This window comes from Microcoleus sp. PH2017_09_SFU_O_A (genome assembly GCF_020738625.1).
Lineage (GTDB): Bacteria > Cyanobacteriota > Cyanobacteriia > Cyanobacteriales > Microcoleaceae > Microcoleus.
This window is the reverse complement of sequence record NZ_JAEQCF010000105.1, coordinates 1-17,334: the sequence shown is the minus strand read 5'-3', so window position 1 is coordinate 17,334 and position 17,334 is coordinate 1. Positions and strand designations below refer to the sequence as shown.

Below are 17,334 nucleotides of genomic sequence, written 5' to 3'. Positions count from 1 at the left end.
TAGACTGACATTCCGGGCATTGCATAATATTCCTTTTAAATGTGTGTGATTTGTGACGCTCCGACGACCATTTCATCATACCCTAGTTCAGCAACGCCGCCTTTTATTGTCGGCAATTCTCAGACAAATGGAACGGCTGGTGCAATTACTAGGGGAAATAGTAATCCCCAACAAACGATTTTCCCCGATCGCAGTTATCGCTATACTTACAAACAGGATCGCGATCGCATTCAAATTATCTCGGTTCCTGAAATCGTTACGCCCGTACCAACTCCCGCACCAACTCCCGCACCGACAACCGCACCAACTCCCGCACCAACACCCGCACCGACAACCGCACCAACACCCGCACCGACAACCGCACCAACACCCGCACCGACAACCGCACCAACACCCGCACCTTTACTTATACCCAGACGCCAGCCACCACAGGGTTTATCCCCCGCCGCAACTCCCACGCCAACACCCGAAAGCCCGATCGCAACTCCCACCCCAACACCCGAAATCCCATCCCAAACACCCGCAATCTCGATCGCAACCCCAACCCCATCCCCAACACCCGAACCCCCGCCGATCGACCTTTCCCCCATCCAAGAACTGCTAAACACCAATTTCTTCACGCTTCCGCCCCGCACAACCCGCACACAGCCCTCAGCCCCAACAATACCAAGCGCGAGCGATCGCATACCCGCCGCACCCACAATTCCCCCGATCGCCCAACTCACCGCCCCGATCGCACCTCCAAGCTCGATCGCACCTCCAAGTGCGATCGCACCTCCAAGTGCGATCGCACCCAATCCAACACCCGCACCCCTACAATCGCCTTACAATCCGCCTGTAGCAGCAATTCCACCTGTAATTGCACCCTCTTTCTCTCCCATTCCCGCACCCATTCCCCCAGCCGCAGTAGCACCCGCCCAAAGCGAAAATCCGCAACAAGATTTAGCTTATTTAATTGGCAATTTATTAGGAGCAAAAACCACTATCACCCCAAATCCTGAAACAGGAAGCAGCACTTTTAACTGGGCATTTACTGATCCAAAGAACAACTTTTCCCTCACACCACCGCCCGTTGAAAAACCGAATCTTACTTTAATAACGCCTCCTGAAAACCCGCCAGAAAAACCGCCCGAACTTGGTTCTTCTGCTACAGAACAACCCGATGGCTGGATAGTCTTAACTCCTACTCCTGCGCCTACTATTGAGCCACCCGTTGAGGCGATCGAGCCTAATTCCTTGGCAAGCATTCCCGAAACTACTCCGCCGCCAACTCCAGCACCCGCACCAATTCCAACTCCAGCACCCGCACCAATTCCAACTCCAGCACCCGCACCAATTCCAACTCCAGCACCCGCACCAATTCCAACTCCAGCACCAACTCCAGCAGCCGAAACTCCCCCACCCGCAAATATTCCCAATCTTTTTCCCTTAGAAATTAGCAGATTTAGCGTTGAACAAGCTTTAGATCAAGGCAATGCTGATGAGGCTATTGCCTTAATCGATAAACTCTTTGAACAAGACTATGAAAACTACTTTAAAGAAGATTTTACTGACAAAAGAGTCAATGTTGAGTATATCAGAGAAACTCTGAAAACAATTAAGACAGAAACCGGAAAACAAGCCGTAATCGTTTATGCCTTCGCCAGTCTCGAATCATTGTCGCTAATATTAGTAGTTCCCGAAGGCCCTCCAATTCTGAAATCTATTAAAGTCAATCGTGTAAACTTGAATAAAATCGTAAATGAATTTCAAAAAAATATCTCAAATCCAGATAGTCTTGAAGATAAAGACTTGGCAAATGCGAAGCAACTTTATGATTTATTTGTTGAGCCAATTTCTAAAGAATTAGCAGAATTAAATATAGATATGCTAGTTTTTTCCTTCGATGCAGGTTTGCGACAATTGCCCATAGCAGCTTTCTACGATGGCGAACATTTTTTAGTAGAAAAGTACAGCCTCGGCTCAATTCCCAGTGTCAGCTTGACTAGCACTAATTATGAAAGCTTAAAAAACGCTCAAGTTTTAGCGATGGGTGCTTCCCAATTCCCCCATACTAATAAACCAAAGTTGCCTGCGGTGCCGATCGAATTATCTGCGATCGCCGGTACCACAAGCAACACCCAAAATGCTGGTGAATTACCGCTGTGGCGCGGCCGCTTTTTTCTCAATCAAGATTTTACCGTGGAAAATCTCACCAAACAGCGGCGGCAGCAACAGGCTTTTGAGATTGTTCACCTAGCTACTCACGCCAGCTTCCCGCAACATCAAAACGGACGCAAGGAGGCTGAAATTGACCTGTGGAACCGCTCTTTGGCTCTGGATAAATTTCGGTTGGCGAAGTGGTACGATCGCAGGCAAGTACAGTTATTGGTGTTGAGTGCGTGCGAAACTGCGATCGGCAATAGTGACGCAGAAATGGGTTTTGCTGGACTGGCAGTCCGCAGCGGTGTAAAATCAGCTTTGGCGAGTTTGTGGAAAGTTAATGATTTTGCGACTTTGGGGCTGATGACTGAGTTTTATGCTAATTTGCGATCGACTCCCATTAAGGCTGAAGCCCTCAGACAAGCTCAACTGGCGATGATTCGCAAACAGGTCGCGATTAAAGATGGTAAGTTGGTGGGGAGTCAAAAAAGGGCGATCGATCTTACTCGGGCCGGACAAGTACCAAATTCAGATTTATCTCATCCCAAATTTTGGGCCGGATTTACACTAATTGGCAGTCCTTGGTAATCAGCTAGCGCGCATCTAATTTTAATACCAAATTGTCAAAAAATCTTTTTTGCAAAAATGAGATGCTCCAGGCCAAACGTAAAACTAAACTCTTTAGCCAAGCAAAAACCATGAGCAACTTTACTAAAATATTCAAGTCAAAAGATAAATCCTCAATCACCTTGAGTTTAGAGGAATCCGTCGCGGCGATCGCACTTGTCGCAGCGGAGGCTAATTCCCCTGACGCCGATGCAGATATCTTAGAAAGCATACTTTGGGATTCAGAAATATTTGCTGAATTCTCGGAAGATGATATGTCAGAAATGTTTCAACATTTGGCAAATATTATCGCGGAAGATGGTTTGGGAGGATTATTTAATACCGCCCATGAATCACTTCCAAATGAGGTGGTTTTGGATACTTTTGCCATTGTCGTAGCAATGTTTGTCGTAGATGATGAAGTGTCGAAAAAGCACCGGGATTTTCTCAAGGAATTTCAAGAAGTATTAGGTGTAGACGATGAGGAAGCCGAAGAAATTATCGGGGATGTAATTGCTGCATACTCCCACCTAGAAATCGAAGAGGCTGATTTCGATTTAGAAGAGGAGCCGTTGTACCTGTCTGCTAAACGCAATTTTACTGTCTCAATTCCAGTTGACAAGCAACGAGGCGGTAGGATTGATGATGGAGAAGGCTATGTTGCATTTTCTGATGGCTTTGGTGTTTTGCTGAAAATTGATTATTTCCAGACGGCTAGCGAAGTGGAAAAATTAATCGAGTCAGCGGGCGAATGGGCTTATCTTACTTCGTTTCTTAACAAGTTTATTGACGATCAAATTCTCGCTAAATTTGCTGATTCTAAGTTGCTCTACACTGAATATTTAGAAGATGAAGAAGCTTATTTTGCAGTGGTCGATTTACCGGGGAGTGCAACTCTCAGCGTGCAAGAAAAAGATGCCGCAGCTACTAAAGTGGATGCTTACCGGGGATTTATGGCTTTTATAGTTGACGATTTTTGCTACACGGTAAGTTGTCAGCGAGTTTATCAGGCTAAGGATGAATTGGGTTCTCTTGAGTCGGAGGTTGAGGGCATTATGAACAAGATTTTTGACTTTATTGAGACGATCGAATTTTCTGAGGGCGAATAAACATGATTTATAGCGGATTGAGGGAAAGATTAAGTATTGATGAATCAATCGCTCAATCGCTCAATCAAAAATTTCTGTAGGGTGCGTCGCCAGGGAGATTTGCGCTTGAATGCTAAAGATTTACCGAGGCGACACACCCGAAGAAACTTCTAGATATTAGAGTAGAGGTTTTTTGCATTGACACTCTCAGCGCTCTTCGCGACTGAGATTCTTAAGAAATTTCGTTCTTAATATCCCTATTGCTAGGGTTCCTGGGCGCAATCCTATTGCCAAAAAATGGCGGGCTGCTATCCTTGCCTTTGGGCAAGCTCCTCAAGCGTTTAAGGGGCTCGGGCCCTTGGTAACGCGAGAGTCCCCGCGTACCTTTAATATATGGTAGGCATTTGCTTCCCAGGTTTACACCTGTGTATCCATCCCAATAAGAGAGTGTAACGGCAAAAGACCTTTTTACACTGCTAAAAATGTTAAGAATTAAGAAAAATTCACGGCGGTTAAAACCGCCCGTGCCACTTTCATCTCAGGTCTAAAGACTCAGAGTTTTCCGCTTGCCGAACTTTTTTTATAAAATAGTGCGATCGAGAATTCGGCTGTTTTGACCAATTCTCGATCGCACTTCCAACTCAAATCACTCAACCGCAGTCGAGAGATAGCAGCAATTAGTGGGCCCTTGCGACTAATTAGTAGTCTGAGCTTCCACCAATCTTTGCTTGAGTTCTTCCAAAGCGCTCGCCCAGCGCGGATCTGGCTGCACCGAACCGGAATCAGCACTCGAAACCGTTGTTGTTGACTGATTGCGGCGAGACTTGTTGTTATCACCGCGACGGCGATTGCTTTTGCTAGAACCGCCACCTCCACCTTGGGTAGGAGGAGCCGAGCGCTGCTGTTGCTGCGGTGCAGGGACTGGCTGCGACGGCGACGATGATGCCAACTGCGGGGCAGCAGGCGATGATGACTGTTGCTGATCGTCTTCGCCCTTCTCAGATTTACCCTTAGAGCGGGGTAAGGCCTTCTCTATTTTCAGGGGGTTTTCTTTGAACATCAAGCCGTTGTATTTCTCAATAACTTGATCTGCTTGTTCGTCGGTTAGCACCGTCACAAAGCCAAATCCTCTGCATTTACCAGTTTTGCGATCTGTAATTACCTTTGTGGTAACAGATTCGCCTTCGGGTGCAAAAACTTCTTGCAATTCTAGGCGATCGAGTTCCTTCGGTAGATTACCAACATAAAGACGAATAGACATGAAAAATTCCTCCAGATTGGGATTTTAATTAGTTTGCTCGAACAAAATTACCTGAAGTCAAATCAATATTGACCGCAGGGAAACACCGCATAACCACAGAATTTGCACATTCCTCCCACCAACCTTGACAGCTCCCCCCACCTTTTAGAACAAAAAGATGATTTACTCTGATCGTGCCGGAACTGAACCGCCAATGCAGAGAGCTTTTAAATCTCAGGTTGTTGTGTAAACTTTTAGTCATCACTCAAATGTTTAGGCTATTGGCTGTTCTGTATTACTTGCTTCCGGTTTTGATTCAGAATGTTTATAGCCAGCGCCGTGTAGAAATTTATGTCCAAGGATGTCAATTGCGAGCGATCGGAATGCCAGTATTCAGTCTAATACAGTGAGGGAGAAAATCGCTAACATTTTTTCAGCCAGTAATCTTACCTCACTTCTAATCTCGCTCCTAATGTTGAGGACTACTCATTTACCCGGTATCCCTCAAATCGGGCCCGGCAGCGTCCGACCATTCTTTAAAGGTATCACAGCCTTGGTAACAGAGCTAGTTATTTAGCAAGATTTCATGCTGTATTGAACGAAAACCGTATCTGAATCACTTTTCTGAATTCATTCCGCAGAGCTAAATTCGCTGTCGAAAAAAAACAGCCGACAGGCGGCTGGCTGAACTTGCTGTGTTGGGAGGTTGACAATTTTTACGCAATGCCTTATCGATTTTAGCCAATTGAAGTTATTGCGCTATTTGGTTCAATCCGATTCATGTAAACAAATGTAACAGAAGGTCGGCAAAAAAGCAACTTTTCTTTACGAAGGGTTGACAGTTGACAGTTGTCCGGCTGGGGGTTGTCCGTCACATTCCATAAAGGTACGTTGTCGCGCTTCAGCGCTCTTTCATATAGACAAGAGCGCTGAAGCGCAACAACGTACCTTGTCTCATCTTCCGCCTTGGATAATGATGTACGCGCCCCAAACAGCAGCAGCAAAGGCCAAAATCGCAGACCAAATCGGATGTCCGCTGTCACTAACGAGTCCTTCTTGACTGCGGAGAGTTTCTAGGTCGATCGCCACAGTAGCACCCCGACGCAGCCAACCAGTCGCCACAACCGGTTTTCCGATCAAATCGGTAGGGCGAGTCGTCTGTTTGAGCAAAAATGGGTACAAAGAGCCGATCGGGCCAATCATCGAAACATAGTGCAACCTCACCAAACCCGTCGCCGTTTGCAAAATCAAATCCTGTCCCAGCCAATTGTCAATACCAGGTCTACCCAAAAGTTGCCCGGAAAGGCGCACAGGTTGAGCATCTAGCGGTAGAGTTTTCGAGTTTGACAAAATTTCTAGTAAACTTGGTGAAGTGGTTTCTCGTGGCGTAATGTCGGGGAAAAAATAGTTAATCCGCATCAAAGTACCGAGACAAAATCCGATCGGCAAACAGCCCCAAAGAATCGATCGATCGCCCAAAAGCCAATCCAATTGCCAAATACTCGTCTTGGAAAACAGCCAGCTAACCATCCACAGCAGTGCAACAATCCCCAGACTCATCGGAATCCCAAAAAACGGCGCACCTTGTAAAAATAGTTTTGAGTCTTTAAATTCGAGTATGGATTTAAACAGAGATAATTTTCCTGTTTTGGGTTTTTCCGGCGACAGACTCGCCAAATCTAACTCAGTCTCCAGTTTCCAGAATTGAGCGTAGAGTTCCAACAGCTTGAAACGCTCTCCCATCAAAGGATGCGTGCTGTTAATTGTCAAAAGAGCGCGATCGGGATTGGTGACATCCCACAACAAAATCTGTTTTAGGGGCGCGCGCAATGCAGCACCACCAAAGGTTACAGCTTGTGCGACGCCGACGGGTAACAACAAATCGAAACTTTCGAGGAAAAAGCTAGTTTGTTTTTGTTGTTCGATATTTGCAGCAATGCCGATCGCAATTTTAGTTAGTGCTCGCGTCAAACCGTTGGGATTGCCGGTAATTTCTGCGGAAGTGCGATCGCTAAAATATACTCTACGGCGCGACAACCACAACATCGGCCAACGCAGTAATTTATAAATTCCGTAACTGGTAGCAGAAATTGCGGCGGTGACAACTCTCACAGTACGACGCAAAAAGTCGATCGTCATTAAATCGCACAACCGCTCGCCCCAGTATGCAGTCTGCCAATATATAAGGTAAGGAATCTGAAGCACCAACATCGCCAGCGACATCGGCGCAAAATCCCAGTGAGAAATATGCGCCAACTCCCGCGCGAAAATAGTGGCAATTTCATCATCCGTCAATTGATCTAACAGCCCTTGACTGACAGCAATCCGAGCAAAACGGGGCAAACAGCCGTAACTGAAAGCTACAGGAACATTGAGCGGTAAGAGTTTCAGTACAGGCGTTGGCATATTTTGCTTGGTGCCAAAACTGCGGAGTACGCGCGTCGCTTCCTTGCTGTGCTTGGATAAAACTGAGCCGCGCAGGGTTTCGATACCGCAAAAAAGTTTTAGCAGGGCGTCTGTCAGCCAGGGAGAAGACGCCAAAAGCAATCCGAAAAGAATCTGGAGGAAGAAAGTTGGATCTCGGTAAAAAAGCTGAATTGGCTGAAAAATTGGCAATCTAGTAAATATGTAAAGCTGAACTAATAGAGCATTGATGTTTGTCAGCAGGAATTGTAGGACTAATCGGGCTAGAAAAAATAGGGCGATCGCACTTCCAACTGCTTCGATCCGAAAATTCAGCAACTTTAGCGGTTTGAGAGGGCGCGGACTTTTGGTGCGCCCCGCTTGGCGCCAAGTAAGTTCGTAGGTATCGGGGCTGGCGAATCCGGGGATATCTGTTGGGGAACCGGAACTGTTTTCGCCGCTAGTTTCTGTATCGGTTGCGGTTGCTGTAGGGGCGGTGTCCCCGTGCTCGCCCTCTTGTGTCGGGTGAATCGGCGGTTTGGGGGGTGGAGGTGGCGGTGAAATATGTGTGGATTTGGTGTTTGCTGGGGCGCTAGTCGGCTCTAAGGGTAAAAATCCGGTTTTTTGGTCTGCGGTTTGTCGAGCGCCCTTAAGCGTTTCCTTCCGCGATTCCGTTGCTGAATCAAAGGCGACAAAGCCGGTTTCTGGTGTAGTTTCCGGTGGTTTTGGGGGGGTTAATTCTTTTAAAGTGCGATCGGCCCAGGTTTTGATTTGGGTGTTGGGGATGTTGGTGAGGGAAGTGCAAAGGGCGATCGCGCTTTTGAGATTTCCGGTTGCTTTGTATGCCACGACTAATCCCATTTGGGCGCGGATTCCGGGCGGTTGATTTGCTGCGGTTTGGCTGACGGATTCTAAAAGGGCGATCGCGCTTTGGTAATCTTTTTGTTTCAAAGCAGCTAACCCAGCCTCTAGAGACTGTTTCAGAGATGAATCCGCCGAATTTTGATTGTTTGGAGATGCCATAACTGTGATTGCGATCGCGTCTTGTCTAAGATAACCTCACCCGAAGGCAATTCGGCAACTAGCAATGTACGGGATGTCACGGATCTTGAGGGAAGATGGCCGAGGTATCCAATGAACATATTTTCCTTAAAACGAGTGGGATGGGCTTCTAGCCCGTCCCGTATTTTCCTTAAAACAATGAGTGGGATGGGCTTCTAGCCCGTCCCAAATCTAAAAAATAAATACAGTATAATTTATCAAATCAGGCTTAAATACTTTTATTTCTTCAGTCCGCGAAGGCGGACTTTGTTCGTGTAGTCGCGATTTCAAAAGAGACTGTTGGCGAATCAAGAAAGGGTTTCACCCATCACCCCTCAAAAAGGTGTTTCTGGACTAAATATCTAATTGACCATGTAGCTGTTAACTACAAATAGCGAACGCAAATACTGACTTCCAGAGGTGAGGGGTGACGCCCCATGAATTCGCCAACAGTCTCTGGTGATAGGGAAATTGATATTTTTTCAGCTTGCATTATCTTAGCAATTGGTAATTACAAAGATTCTTTATTAAGAATCGCACAATACCCACAAAAAGTCGATCGCGATCGCAGAAACTGGGTTTTTTATAGTCGCGTGGAGCCTGAGAAACCGGGTTTCTTTGGAAAATCTCATGAGGATGCGTAAATTATCGTAGAAACCCGGTTTCTTGGATGGTGGGGCGATCGCATGGGCTAGAATGAGTCAAATGTGTCGAGCGCAATTTGGCAGGGCTGGCAATGCAAACCCTACATTGTCTCTAATTTGCTACAGAGTAGCTAACTCTGAGGACTCCTTTCTGGGATTTAATTTTAGTCACTTCTACTTCTCTCAACGTGCCAAGAGACTTAGGATGTGTCCCGCCACATGAGACAGCAGGAAAATCTCCGATGGCAATCTTGCGACTGCCGTAAGGATCGCCCTTAACTTGTACAGGTATATCTTCAAAGATTGCCTCTGCCAAATCGGATTTTAAGCTTTCCTGAACCTTTTCAATGGGTGGTAGAGTCCCTGAAAATTCAACTCGTGCTTGTCCTGGCCAATGATGCCCTCCAGTTGCTTGCAAATCGGGGAAACTTTTCTCAATTAATGCTGCAATCAAATGACCTGCAACATGGTGATTGGAATGAATCAAACGATTGTTGATATCGATTGAAATATTTACCTCCTGCCCAACTTCGAGATTTCCGAAATCTGAAACGTAATGATCGACATAGTTATCAGAATGAGAGGCATGAGTGACAAGAACATTGTCAATCAACCCAATGTCAGATTTTTGTCCGCCCCCTTGAGCGTGAAAAATAGTTCGATCGAGGCGAATAATCCGTTGCTCGCCATTAATCAATTCAACAATCTTTGCAGTTGCTTCCGAAAGGTCTGAGTCTTCTAGGTACAGCTTAAGAGTGGTCACAATGAAAACCTCTAAATTAAAGTGTAAAAAACAGTAGTCATTAGCTCCAGTAAGAGAGCGGACAATTGAAAGAACGAAAACCAATAAAGCAAGAGCTACTCAAGCGTCCGCCAACACCAACACGCGATACCGAATGAAGATACCGCGAGTTAAACAGTATTAGATCGCCAATCTCTGGTTGAATTTCAAGCTTAGGAGGGCCAATCTTTTCAGGGTCAAATCCGTAGGCGTCTTCACGACGGCAATGTGATAAATTTTCGGGAAGCATAGAAGCATCCCATAATAACAAGCGACCTCCTGACTCTGGCATATTGAGGTAAACGTTTGCCGCAAGCTGAATCCGAATTTCTCTTGCGCGTGGATTGAAATTGGAATCCTCTTGAATATTGTCATTGTGAGGGAAAATGTAAGACCCTTCTTTAAGAAGACGAGTCAAGCCGACAAACATAGGTAAACCATCAATATTTTCGAGATGTGCTCCGGCGGGCCACACTTCGTCTAAGTTAAGTCGCAGTCGATCGATTGGTGAATAGTAAGGATCGAAAATTTCTCGAATTTCTCGAATGTTGTATCCAGCTTGGGCGTAGTATTGCTGCCAATGTACTGGGTCGTTGTGTGTTTCGTAATAGGAAAGACGATCGCGACCAATCTCTGCCGCACCAATAGTTGAATAGACTCCCATCCGTTCTTTGCTAGACAACCTTTCTTGAACTCGTTGACAGAAAAGTTCAGGATAGTAATGACGAACTCGAATGGCGAGCAATTGACCTTTTATGAGAGATAGAATTGCCTCAGAGTTAAGCACTGTTTCTAAATTCAAAAAACCATCTTCACCTGTCTTTGTTTCTGTAGTTTGTGCCAGCATGACCAGATTCCTTTAAGAAGTGTATAGTTTGGATTGGTTTGAGCCTAAGTGTTAGATACAAGAATTGCGGGGAGTAAGAACTTTGCTGTCAACAAAGTTTCTTGCTCGATTACGTTCTACGATATAGACTTATTTTTTAATGAGCTAGTCTTTTTTGTATCAACTTTCAAGAACACTATTAATACTTTCCGATCGCCCTATTAACACTTTGAATACAAAAAAAATATGTTGAGATACCTAATATCCGCAATTGATAAGGGTTGTGGTCTTGTTAGAGATCGGGTGACTAGCTAAAAAGCGCATGAGTCTTTTTTGAACTAAAAAGTATCATTTGGTGTTTCGTTGCCATGAAGCGATCGCACAAAGGTCAAACTTGTTTTACCAAAAACCTTGTAATGGCAACTGTTTTGACGCTACACTAAACCAACGTTAAAAAGTATCTTTTGGTATATGGCCGACGATCGCACAGCAATGGTCAATTGGGTCAAAAAAGCTTTGTCAGCTTTTCAAAATCGTCCTTTAACTGATGCCCAGTGCAGTCTGATCGATCAGTTTTTGCAGGGCAAGACGATCGAGAATGCTGCGAAGGATAGCGGTTACAGTGTCATCCATGCCAAACGAGTCAGCGCGGACATCGGTGAGGCGATCGCCCTGGAAATGGGAGAATCGAAGCGAATCAATAAGTCCTCCTGGCTGCCCAAGATTCGGGACTATTTGCGACAGCAGCCAGAGTCCGATTTTGCAGCAGGTGAAGGGCCGATCGCACATCCCTCAGTACCAAACCAGAATTTTGTGGGACGCGAAGGGGCGATCGCCTCCCTCAACACCCATATCAACCAAGGCGCAAAAATCATCGTCATCCAAGCTACCGGCGGTGTCGGCAAAACCACATTGGCCCACGAATATCTCAACTCTCAGGGTTTTGACTTAGTGCTAGACCTCCCAATGGCCAAGGAAAAAGATAATATTCAACTTGTAGATAGTGTAATTGAAGGATGGCTGAAACAAGACTTTGATGAAGAACCAGGGCGAGAGTTTTGGGAGATATTGCGGCGGCTAAAGCGGCAACTTCAAACTCGCAAAATAGGTGTCTTAATTGATAACTTAGAACCCGCACTAGATGGACAAGGCAGATTTATTGAACCCCATCGCCGCTATGTTGAATTATTGCGAGTTTTGGCTGATCCAACAGTGCTGTCTGTGACGCTGATAACCAGCCGCGTTCGTATGTGCGAACCTGATGTAAATGTCGATCGCTATTTATTGCCGGGATTGAATGAGCAAGCGTGGCAGCAATTTTTTATGAATCGCCATATTAATATAGATATTTCCACACTGAACGCGATGCACAAAGCTTATGCAGGAAATGCGAAAGCAATGGGTATCCTCTGCGGTGCAATTCTAGAAGATTTTGATGGAGATATCGTAGCTTATTGGCGGAATAATAGTGGCGATCTGTTGGTTAAGGCTGATTTAGAAAACTTAGTAACCAGTCAGTTTGATCGCCTGCAAGAACTTAACTCAGAAGCCTATCGACTCCTCTACCGTTTGGGATGCTATCGCTATCAGGATGTGCCGACTGTCCCGACTGAGGGATTATTTTGTTTGTTGTGGGATGTGCCTGAAGGACAGCGCAGACGGGTGATTGAATCTTTGCGAAATCGCTCTTTGGTAGAGTTTAATAAGGGAGAATATTGGTTGCATCCGATGATTCGGGAAGAGGCGATCGCGCGGCTGAGAGCAAGTGAAGATTGGGAAGAGGCAAATCGCAAAGCAGCAGAGTTTTGGACTGAAAGCGTTGAAATAGTAGAGACTGTACAACAAGCATTAATAGCTGTTGAAGCTTATTATCACTATATAGAAATTGAGAATTTTGAATTAGCTGCTGAGATTCTGCTGAAACCAAGGGATAATAAATTGCGAGAAGGTGAACTATTAGGTATTTCTTTTTATCGTTTGGGATTGTTAAAACAAATGATTTCTGCGATTGGCAAAATAATAAACTATATTCAACCCAGCTATTCATTGAGCCGTATTTATAATATCTTAGGCGATCTATACTGGCTAACAGGCTCTATCGATCGAGCCATTCAATCCCACAAAATATCAAAAAATATCGCCATTGATTTTAATATTATAGGTTTAAATATAGTTAGTTATTTTAATATAGGACTTTGTAAACTAGAACTCGGAGAAATAGAAGATGCAATTAGCTATTTTGAAAGTGCAAATTTACTTGCTGAAAACAATTCATATCATCGACATACAGTAGGATCGTGGTTTTGTTTGGCGTTTTGTTATTCATGTTTAGGAGTTCCAAGTAAAGCACTTGAATTTACTGAAAAAGTTAAAGAGAGTGAAGAATTTAAAATAAAGCTTTTAAATTCTTGGGCTACGGGTTACAGTTTATTGTTTATGGGTTTAACCTATAAAAATTTAGGAGAACCTGCAAAATCTTTTGAAATGTTCCGCCAAGCGATCGCATTTGCCGAAAAAACTCACTACACTCAGGTTAAGGCTAAAGCTTTAAGTGGTTTAGCAGAGCTTTATCGAGAACAATCCGATTTTACAACAGCGCTTTCCCATCATTCAGAATCGATCGCACTTCTAGAGAAAATCGGCGCAAAATGCGATCTAGCTGAGGCTCATTATCAGCGTGCCTTAACTTACCAAAAGATGGGTGATGCCGAAAAGAGTCAGACTCCGTTTCAAGAGGCGATTCGACTCTTCAATGCAATGGAAGCACCGAACCAAGTTGAGAAAGTGCGAAAAGCCAGAGGTAAGAGCGATGAAGTTGAGTTTTAGATATACAAATACCCTCTTAGTCCGCGGAGGCGGACTTCGTTTGTGTAGACGCGGTTTCAACCGCCGAGTCATAAAGAAGATAAATTTGCCCAGATTTAGTATCGCGCACTCCGACCAAAGAAACCGGGTTTTTACCAAATCTTTCGACTGCGACGAAGTATTCTCAAAAAAACCCGGTTTCTGGACTCCCATGCGTAATTCCTACTAAACCAAAGCCTGTCGCTGAGCCTCCAACAATTCCTGAATCCCAGTTTCTGCCAAATCCAAAATTTGATTTAACTGACTCCGACTAAAACTTCCCTCCTCCGCAGTTCCCTGAATTTCAATAATGTCCAAATCTCCATTCATTACCACATTACAATCAATTTCCGCCGCCACATCTTCCAGATAATTCAAGTCTAAAAACGGCTCGCCTTCCAAAAGTCCCACAGACACGGCCGCCACTTGGCGAATCAAAGGCGATCGCACTAAATCACCTTTTTGCACCAACTTATTCAAAGCATCAGCCACAGCCACAAACGCGCCATTGATAGAAGTCGTGCGAGTCCCAGCATCCGCTTGCAACACATCAGCATCTACAAGAATCGTTCGTTCCCCCAAAAGTTCCATATCCAAGCACGATCGCAAACTCCGGCCAATCAACCGCTGAATCTCTTGAGTGCGCCCCGATAACTTCATAAACTCCCGCTCTTGTCGCTGCGGTGTAGAGCCTGGTAACATTCGGTACTCCGCCGTCAGCCAACCTTTTCCGGTATTCTCCAGAAACCTAGGCACTCCCGGCTTAATCGTAACGCTGCACAGTACCTGAGTATCGCCACTTTTTGCTAGCACCGAACCGCTAGCAAATTTGTTGAATTCGCGATCGAAACTAATCGGACGAAGTTGATTTGGTTGTCTACCGTCGGCACGTTTTATGGACATAAAATGGGAATGGGGAATTGGGAATGGGGAATTGGGAATGGGGAATTGGGAATTGGGAATTGGGAATTGGTGTCAATTTAACTTCTAAGCCAGTTACAGACTGCGGTTTAACTATTAAACCTAGATCCCCCCTAGCCCCCCTTAAGAAGGGGGGGACAGGAACCTTCTCAAAGTCCCCCTTCTTAAGGGGGATTTAGGGGGATCTAGACTGAGGTAACAACTAGATTTCTCAAGGCTTTCAGTCTTAACTTGACACTCCTTGGGCATCGGGCATTGGTTTTTTGCCAACAAATAACAAATAACAGCTAACAACTAACTATTAACCATTTTAAGAATATCCTGCTGCACTTCTTCGGGAGATCGATCGCCATTGATAGTTAACAGCTTGTTCCGATGTTCGTAATACTCTAAAATCGGCATAGTGCGTTCCTCGTACAAATCGAGCCGGCGCTGCAAAATTTCCGGTTCATCGTCCGATCGATCGCGTTCGATCGATCGACTCAGCAACACCTCAGTCGGAACCTTCAACCAAACCGCCCAATCTAGCTCCTGCGCCAAATCGTCTAACAAAAAATCCAATTCCTCAGCTTGAAAAGCCGTTCGCGGATATCCCTCCAACACCCAGCCATTAAAAACATCCCACAGCAGCAGCCGGCGGCCGATAAATCGAATCAAAATTTCATCGGGAACTAACTCGCCTTTTTCCACATAAGACACGGCCAACTTGCCCAAGTCTGTCTCACCTGCGATTTCCGCACGCAGAATGTCCCCTACTGCAAGCAAAGGAATGCTCAAATTGTCGCACAATAGTTGTGCTTGAGTTCCCTTTCCCGCTCCTGGCCCTCCCAGAATCACCAATCTCACAGTGCCTGCTCCTAGTGCCACGACATTCAAATTCTATGCGATCTGTACCTTTTATTGACAATCCTGGAGCCACCAAGACTCTCATCGCCCGGGTTTTTGGATCTATAACTTCATAACTGTCGGCTTCCCTGCTATATTTCGCTAAAAAAGCAGGCTTCTGCACAAGTGCTTGCTTGAGTTCAAAATCTAATTGACGGCTCCGAATGCTACTGCCGCTAGCTTTTGACAATTTGTATATCTAGCGTTCGATCGGATCTGCGATCGGCCAAGTACACTATATATTGTTAAGCAGGCTCCAGCCACGTGCAGCTCGGAGCAGCAGTCAAGACTTAGTTACTAATTAAATATTGCCCTATGGTTGCTCAGTTACAAACCCCTAAACTCAATTTGACCCACAGCTTGCCCTACACAGTTAAAGGGCTGGTGCAAGTTTTTACAGGCCCGCACCGCTGCTTTTTTACAAATGTTATGGCTCAAGCCCTGAGAATTGCAGGACAGGGATCTCCGGTGTTGGCAGTGCAGTTCCTCAAAGGGGGAATCAATCAAGGGCATCAACATCCCGTGCGACTCGGGCAAAATTTAGATTGGGTGCGGTGCGATTTGCCCCGCTGCATTGAGAATGCGGATTTAGATGAGATCGAAACGCGATCGATCGCACAATTGTGGGAGTACGTTCAAAATGCGGTGCTCTCCGGCAGTTACGCCTTAGTTATTCTCGACGAGTTGAGTTTGGCGGTCAATTTAGGTTTGATTCGGGAGACAGAAGTGCTCGCATTGATTGACAACAAGCCGCACGATTTGGATATTATTTTGACTGGGCCCTCGATGCCGCCAGCAATTTTGGATGTTGCCGACCAAGTTACTGAAATTCGTCGCAGTTAACGACAATAAACAAGATTGCCTGAGTCTTTTTAATCAAAATTTCGGACGGGCGGGACGCCCATTCCACAAGCAAAAAAATTGTGTGTGGGATGGGCGTCTCGCCCGTCTTAGGTATTTTTGCAATATATCTAATGATTTTAGTTGCGATCGCCCGCGCGTGCGATCGCAATTTTTATGTATTTTTTTATGTAAATTTTTATTAGCTCAAAAAAAGAGGCGACCGCTGAGTTCGCGCGAGCGATCGCACGCTACTAAACTAAGGAATAGAAATTAAATAATTTACACATATTTGTGGGATGGGCGTCCCGCCCGTCTTTCCGGGACGGGCGGGACGCCCATCCCACAAGAACAATCAAAAATGTAAGTTATTTAATTTTCATTCCTAAGCAGCAATATTACGCTGGAACTACCGGATCGAACACAACAGTTAACCGGTCGGCCGGAACCATCCGCTTCAGAATTTGCAAGTGACCGTCTGCATCAGACCAACTACGAAACTGACCCACAACCACCTTTTCCACATTCGGAAGCGATCGAACTACAGTCCACGGCTTGAGACGTTTTTCTTGCAACATAATAGAGAAATCTCCTGCATAAATTAGAGCCAAAGCCCGCCCTAATACTTTTCTACGGGTAAGGACTGATCTGTTGGTTCGTAAACTTGCCCTTCTCTCAAAACATATCACAAGAAAAATGGTTTCGCACTATATCTGATTTTCGGTTTTTTTTTATAGCCTTTCCCAAAAAAGTGAGGTACGTTGTTGGGCTTGGGCCCTCTTGATTTAGTGGTCATATAAGCTGTCAGTCATACCTCATCTTTTTGAGAAAGGCTATACCTAATTTCTACACAACATATCGCCAAGCTATACTCAGCAGCTACCTAGATCGATCGCCTGTAGGTAAGTCCAGGGAAGAAACCAAGAACGCGAAAGAATTTGATGCTTTTGCGCCATTGATTGAAATATACAATTGGGAGCATCCCACTTTTTGACTAAGTAGAAACACCTAGCTTGATGTCATTATTTAAATACGCACATCTCAGTCTTAAAATTTGAGGCACATTTTTTTCG

The 17,334-nt window shown here is 45.2% G+C and carries 12 protein-coding genes; 5 read left to right on the top strand and 7 right to left on the bottom strand.

Annotated elements, in window-relative coordinates:
• Window positions 1-39: 39 nt before the first annotated feature.
• Both JGK16_RS29065 and JGK16_RS29060 read left to right on the top strand, forming a co-directional pair.
• Complete coding sequence (locus JGK16_RS29065; protein ID WP_293193452.1) at window positions 40-2,730, top strand: CHAT domain-containing protein; 2,691 nt, start codon at window positions 40-42, stop codon at window positions 2,728-2,730.
• A 110-nt stretch (window positions 2,731-2,840) separates the two neighbouring features.
• Window positions 2,841-3,857, top strand: a complete 1,017-nt coding sequence (locus JGK16_RS29060; RefSeq protein WP_293186838.1) for a hypothetical protein — start codon at window positions 2,841-2,843, stop codon at window positions 3,855-3,857.
• A 673-nt stretch (window positions 3,858-4,530) separates the two neighbouring features.
• On the opposite strand, the gene JGK16_RS29055 is transcribed toward JGK16_RS29060, so the two are convergent.
• Together JGK16_RS29055 and JGK16_RS29050 are read right to left on the bottom strand one after the other, a co-directional pair.
• A complete protein-coding gene (locus tag JGK16_RS29055; protein ID WP_293186837.1) occupies window positions 4,531-5,097 on the bottom strand; it encodes an RNA-binding protein in 567 nt (188 codons plus the stop codon).
• 933 nt (window positions 5,098-6,030) lie between these two features.
• Complete coding sequence (locus tag JGK16_RS29050; RefSeq protein WP_293193451.1) at window positions 6,031-8,502, bottom strand: zinc metalloprotease HtpX; 2,472 nt, start codon at window positions 8,500-8,502, stop codon at window positions 6,031-6,033.
• Between the two features lie 455 nt (window positions 8,503-8,957).
• Here JGK16_RS29050 and JGK16_RS29045 point away from each other — a divergent pair, with 455 nt between their 5' ends.
• Entirely contained in the window at window positions 8,958-9,164 is a 207-nt protein-coding gene (locus tag JGK16_RS29045; RefSeq protein ID WP_293193450.1) for a hypothetical protein, read from the top strand.
• A 112-nt stretch (window positions 9,165-9,276) separates the two neighbouring features.
• On the opposite strand, the gene JGK16_RS29040 is transcribed toward JGK16_RS29045, so the two are convergent.
• On the bottom strand, window positions 9,277-9,927 hold the full coding sequence (locus tag JGK16_RS29040) for an alanine--tRNA ligase-related protein (protein ID WP_293193449.1): 651 nt from the start codon (window positions 9,925-9,927) through the stop codon (window positions 9,277-9,279).
• Between the two features lie 40 nt (window positions 9,928-9,967).
• The gene (locus tag JGK16_RS29035; protein WP_293193448.1) at window positions 9,968-10,792 is read right to left on the bottom strand and encodes a 2OG-Fe(II) oxygenase; all 825 of its coding nucleotides are present in this window, start codon (window positions 10,790-10,792) and stop codon (window positions 9,968-9,970) included.
• A 450-nt stretch (window positions 10,793-11,242) separates the two neighbouring features.
• On the opposite strand from JGK16_RS29035, the gene JGK16_RS29030 reads away from it, so the two are divergent.
• A complete protein-coding gene (locus JGK16_RS29030; RefSeq protein WP_293193447.1) occupies window positions 11,243-13,597 on the top strand; it encodes a tetratricopeptide repeat protein in 2,355 nt (784 codons plus the stop codon).
• A 204-nt stretch (window positions 13,598-13,801) separates the two neighbouring features.
• Here the strand turns inward: JGK16_RS29030 and rph are convergent, their stop codons facing one another.
• Together rph and JGK16_RS29020 are read right to left on the bottom strand one after the other, a co-directional pair.
• Window positions 13,802-14,518 carry a ribonuclease PH gene (gene rph, locus JGK16_RS29025; protein WP_293186827.1) on the bottom strand — a complete coding sequence of 239 codons (717 nt, stop codon included), beginning with the start codon at window positions 14,516-14,518 and terminating at the stop codon, window positions 13,802-13,804.
• A 312-nt stretch (window positions 14,519-14,830) separates the two neighbouring features.
• On the bottom strand, window positions 14,831-15,382 hold the full coding sequence (locus JGK16_RS29020; RefSeq protein WP_293186841.1) for a nucleoside monophosphate kinase: 552 nt from the start codon (window positions 15,380-15,382) through the stop codon (window positions 14,831-14,833).
• Window positions 15,383-15,736: 354 nt separating this feature from the next.
• Here JGK16_RS29020 and JGK16_RS29015 point away from each other — a divergent pair, with 354 nt between their 5' ends.
• Window positions 15,737-16,264, top strand: coding sequence for a P-loop NTPase family protein (locus tag JGK16_RS29015; protein ID WP_293186826.1), 528 nt, complete (start codon window positions 15,737-15,739; stop codon window positions 16,262-16,264).
• A gap of 395 nt (window positions 16,265-16,659) precedes the next feature.
• Here JGK16_RS29015 and JGK16_RS29010 read toward each other — a convergent pair whose 3' ends face one another.
• A complete protein-coding gene (locus JGK16_RS29010) occupies window positions 16,660-16,839 on the bottom strand; it encodes a hypothetical protein (RefSeq protein ID WP_293148649.1) in 180 nt (59 codons plus the stop codon).
• Window positions 16,840-17,334: the final 495 nt, after the last annotated feature.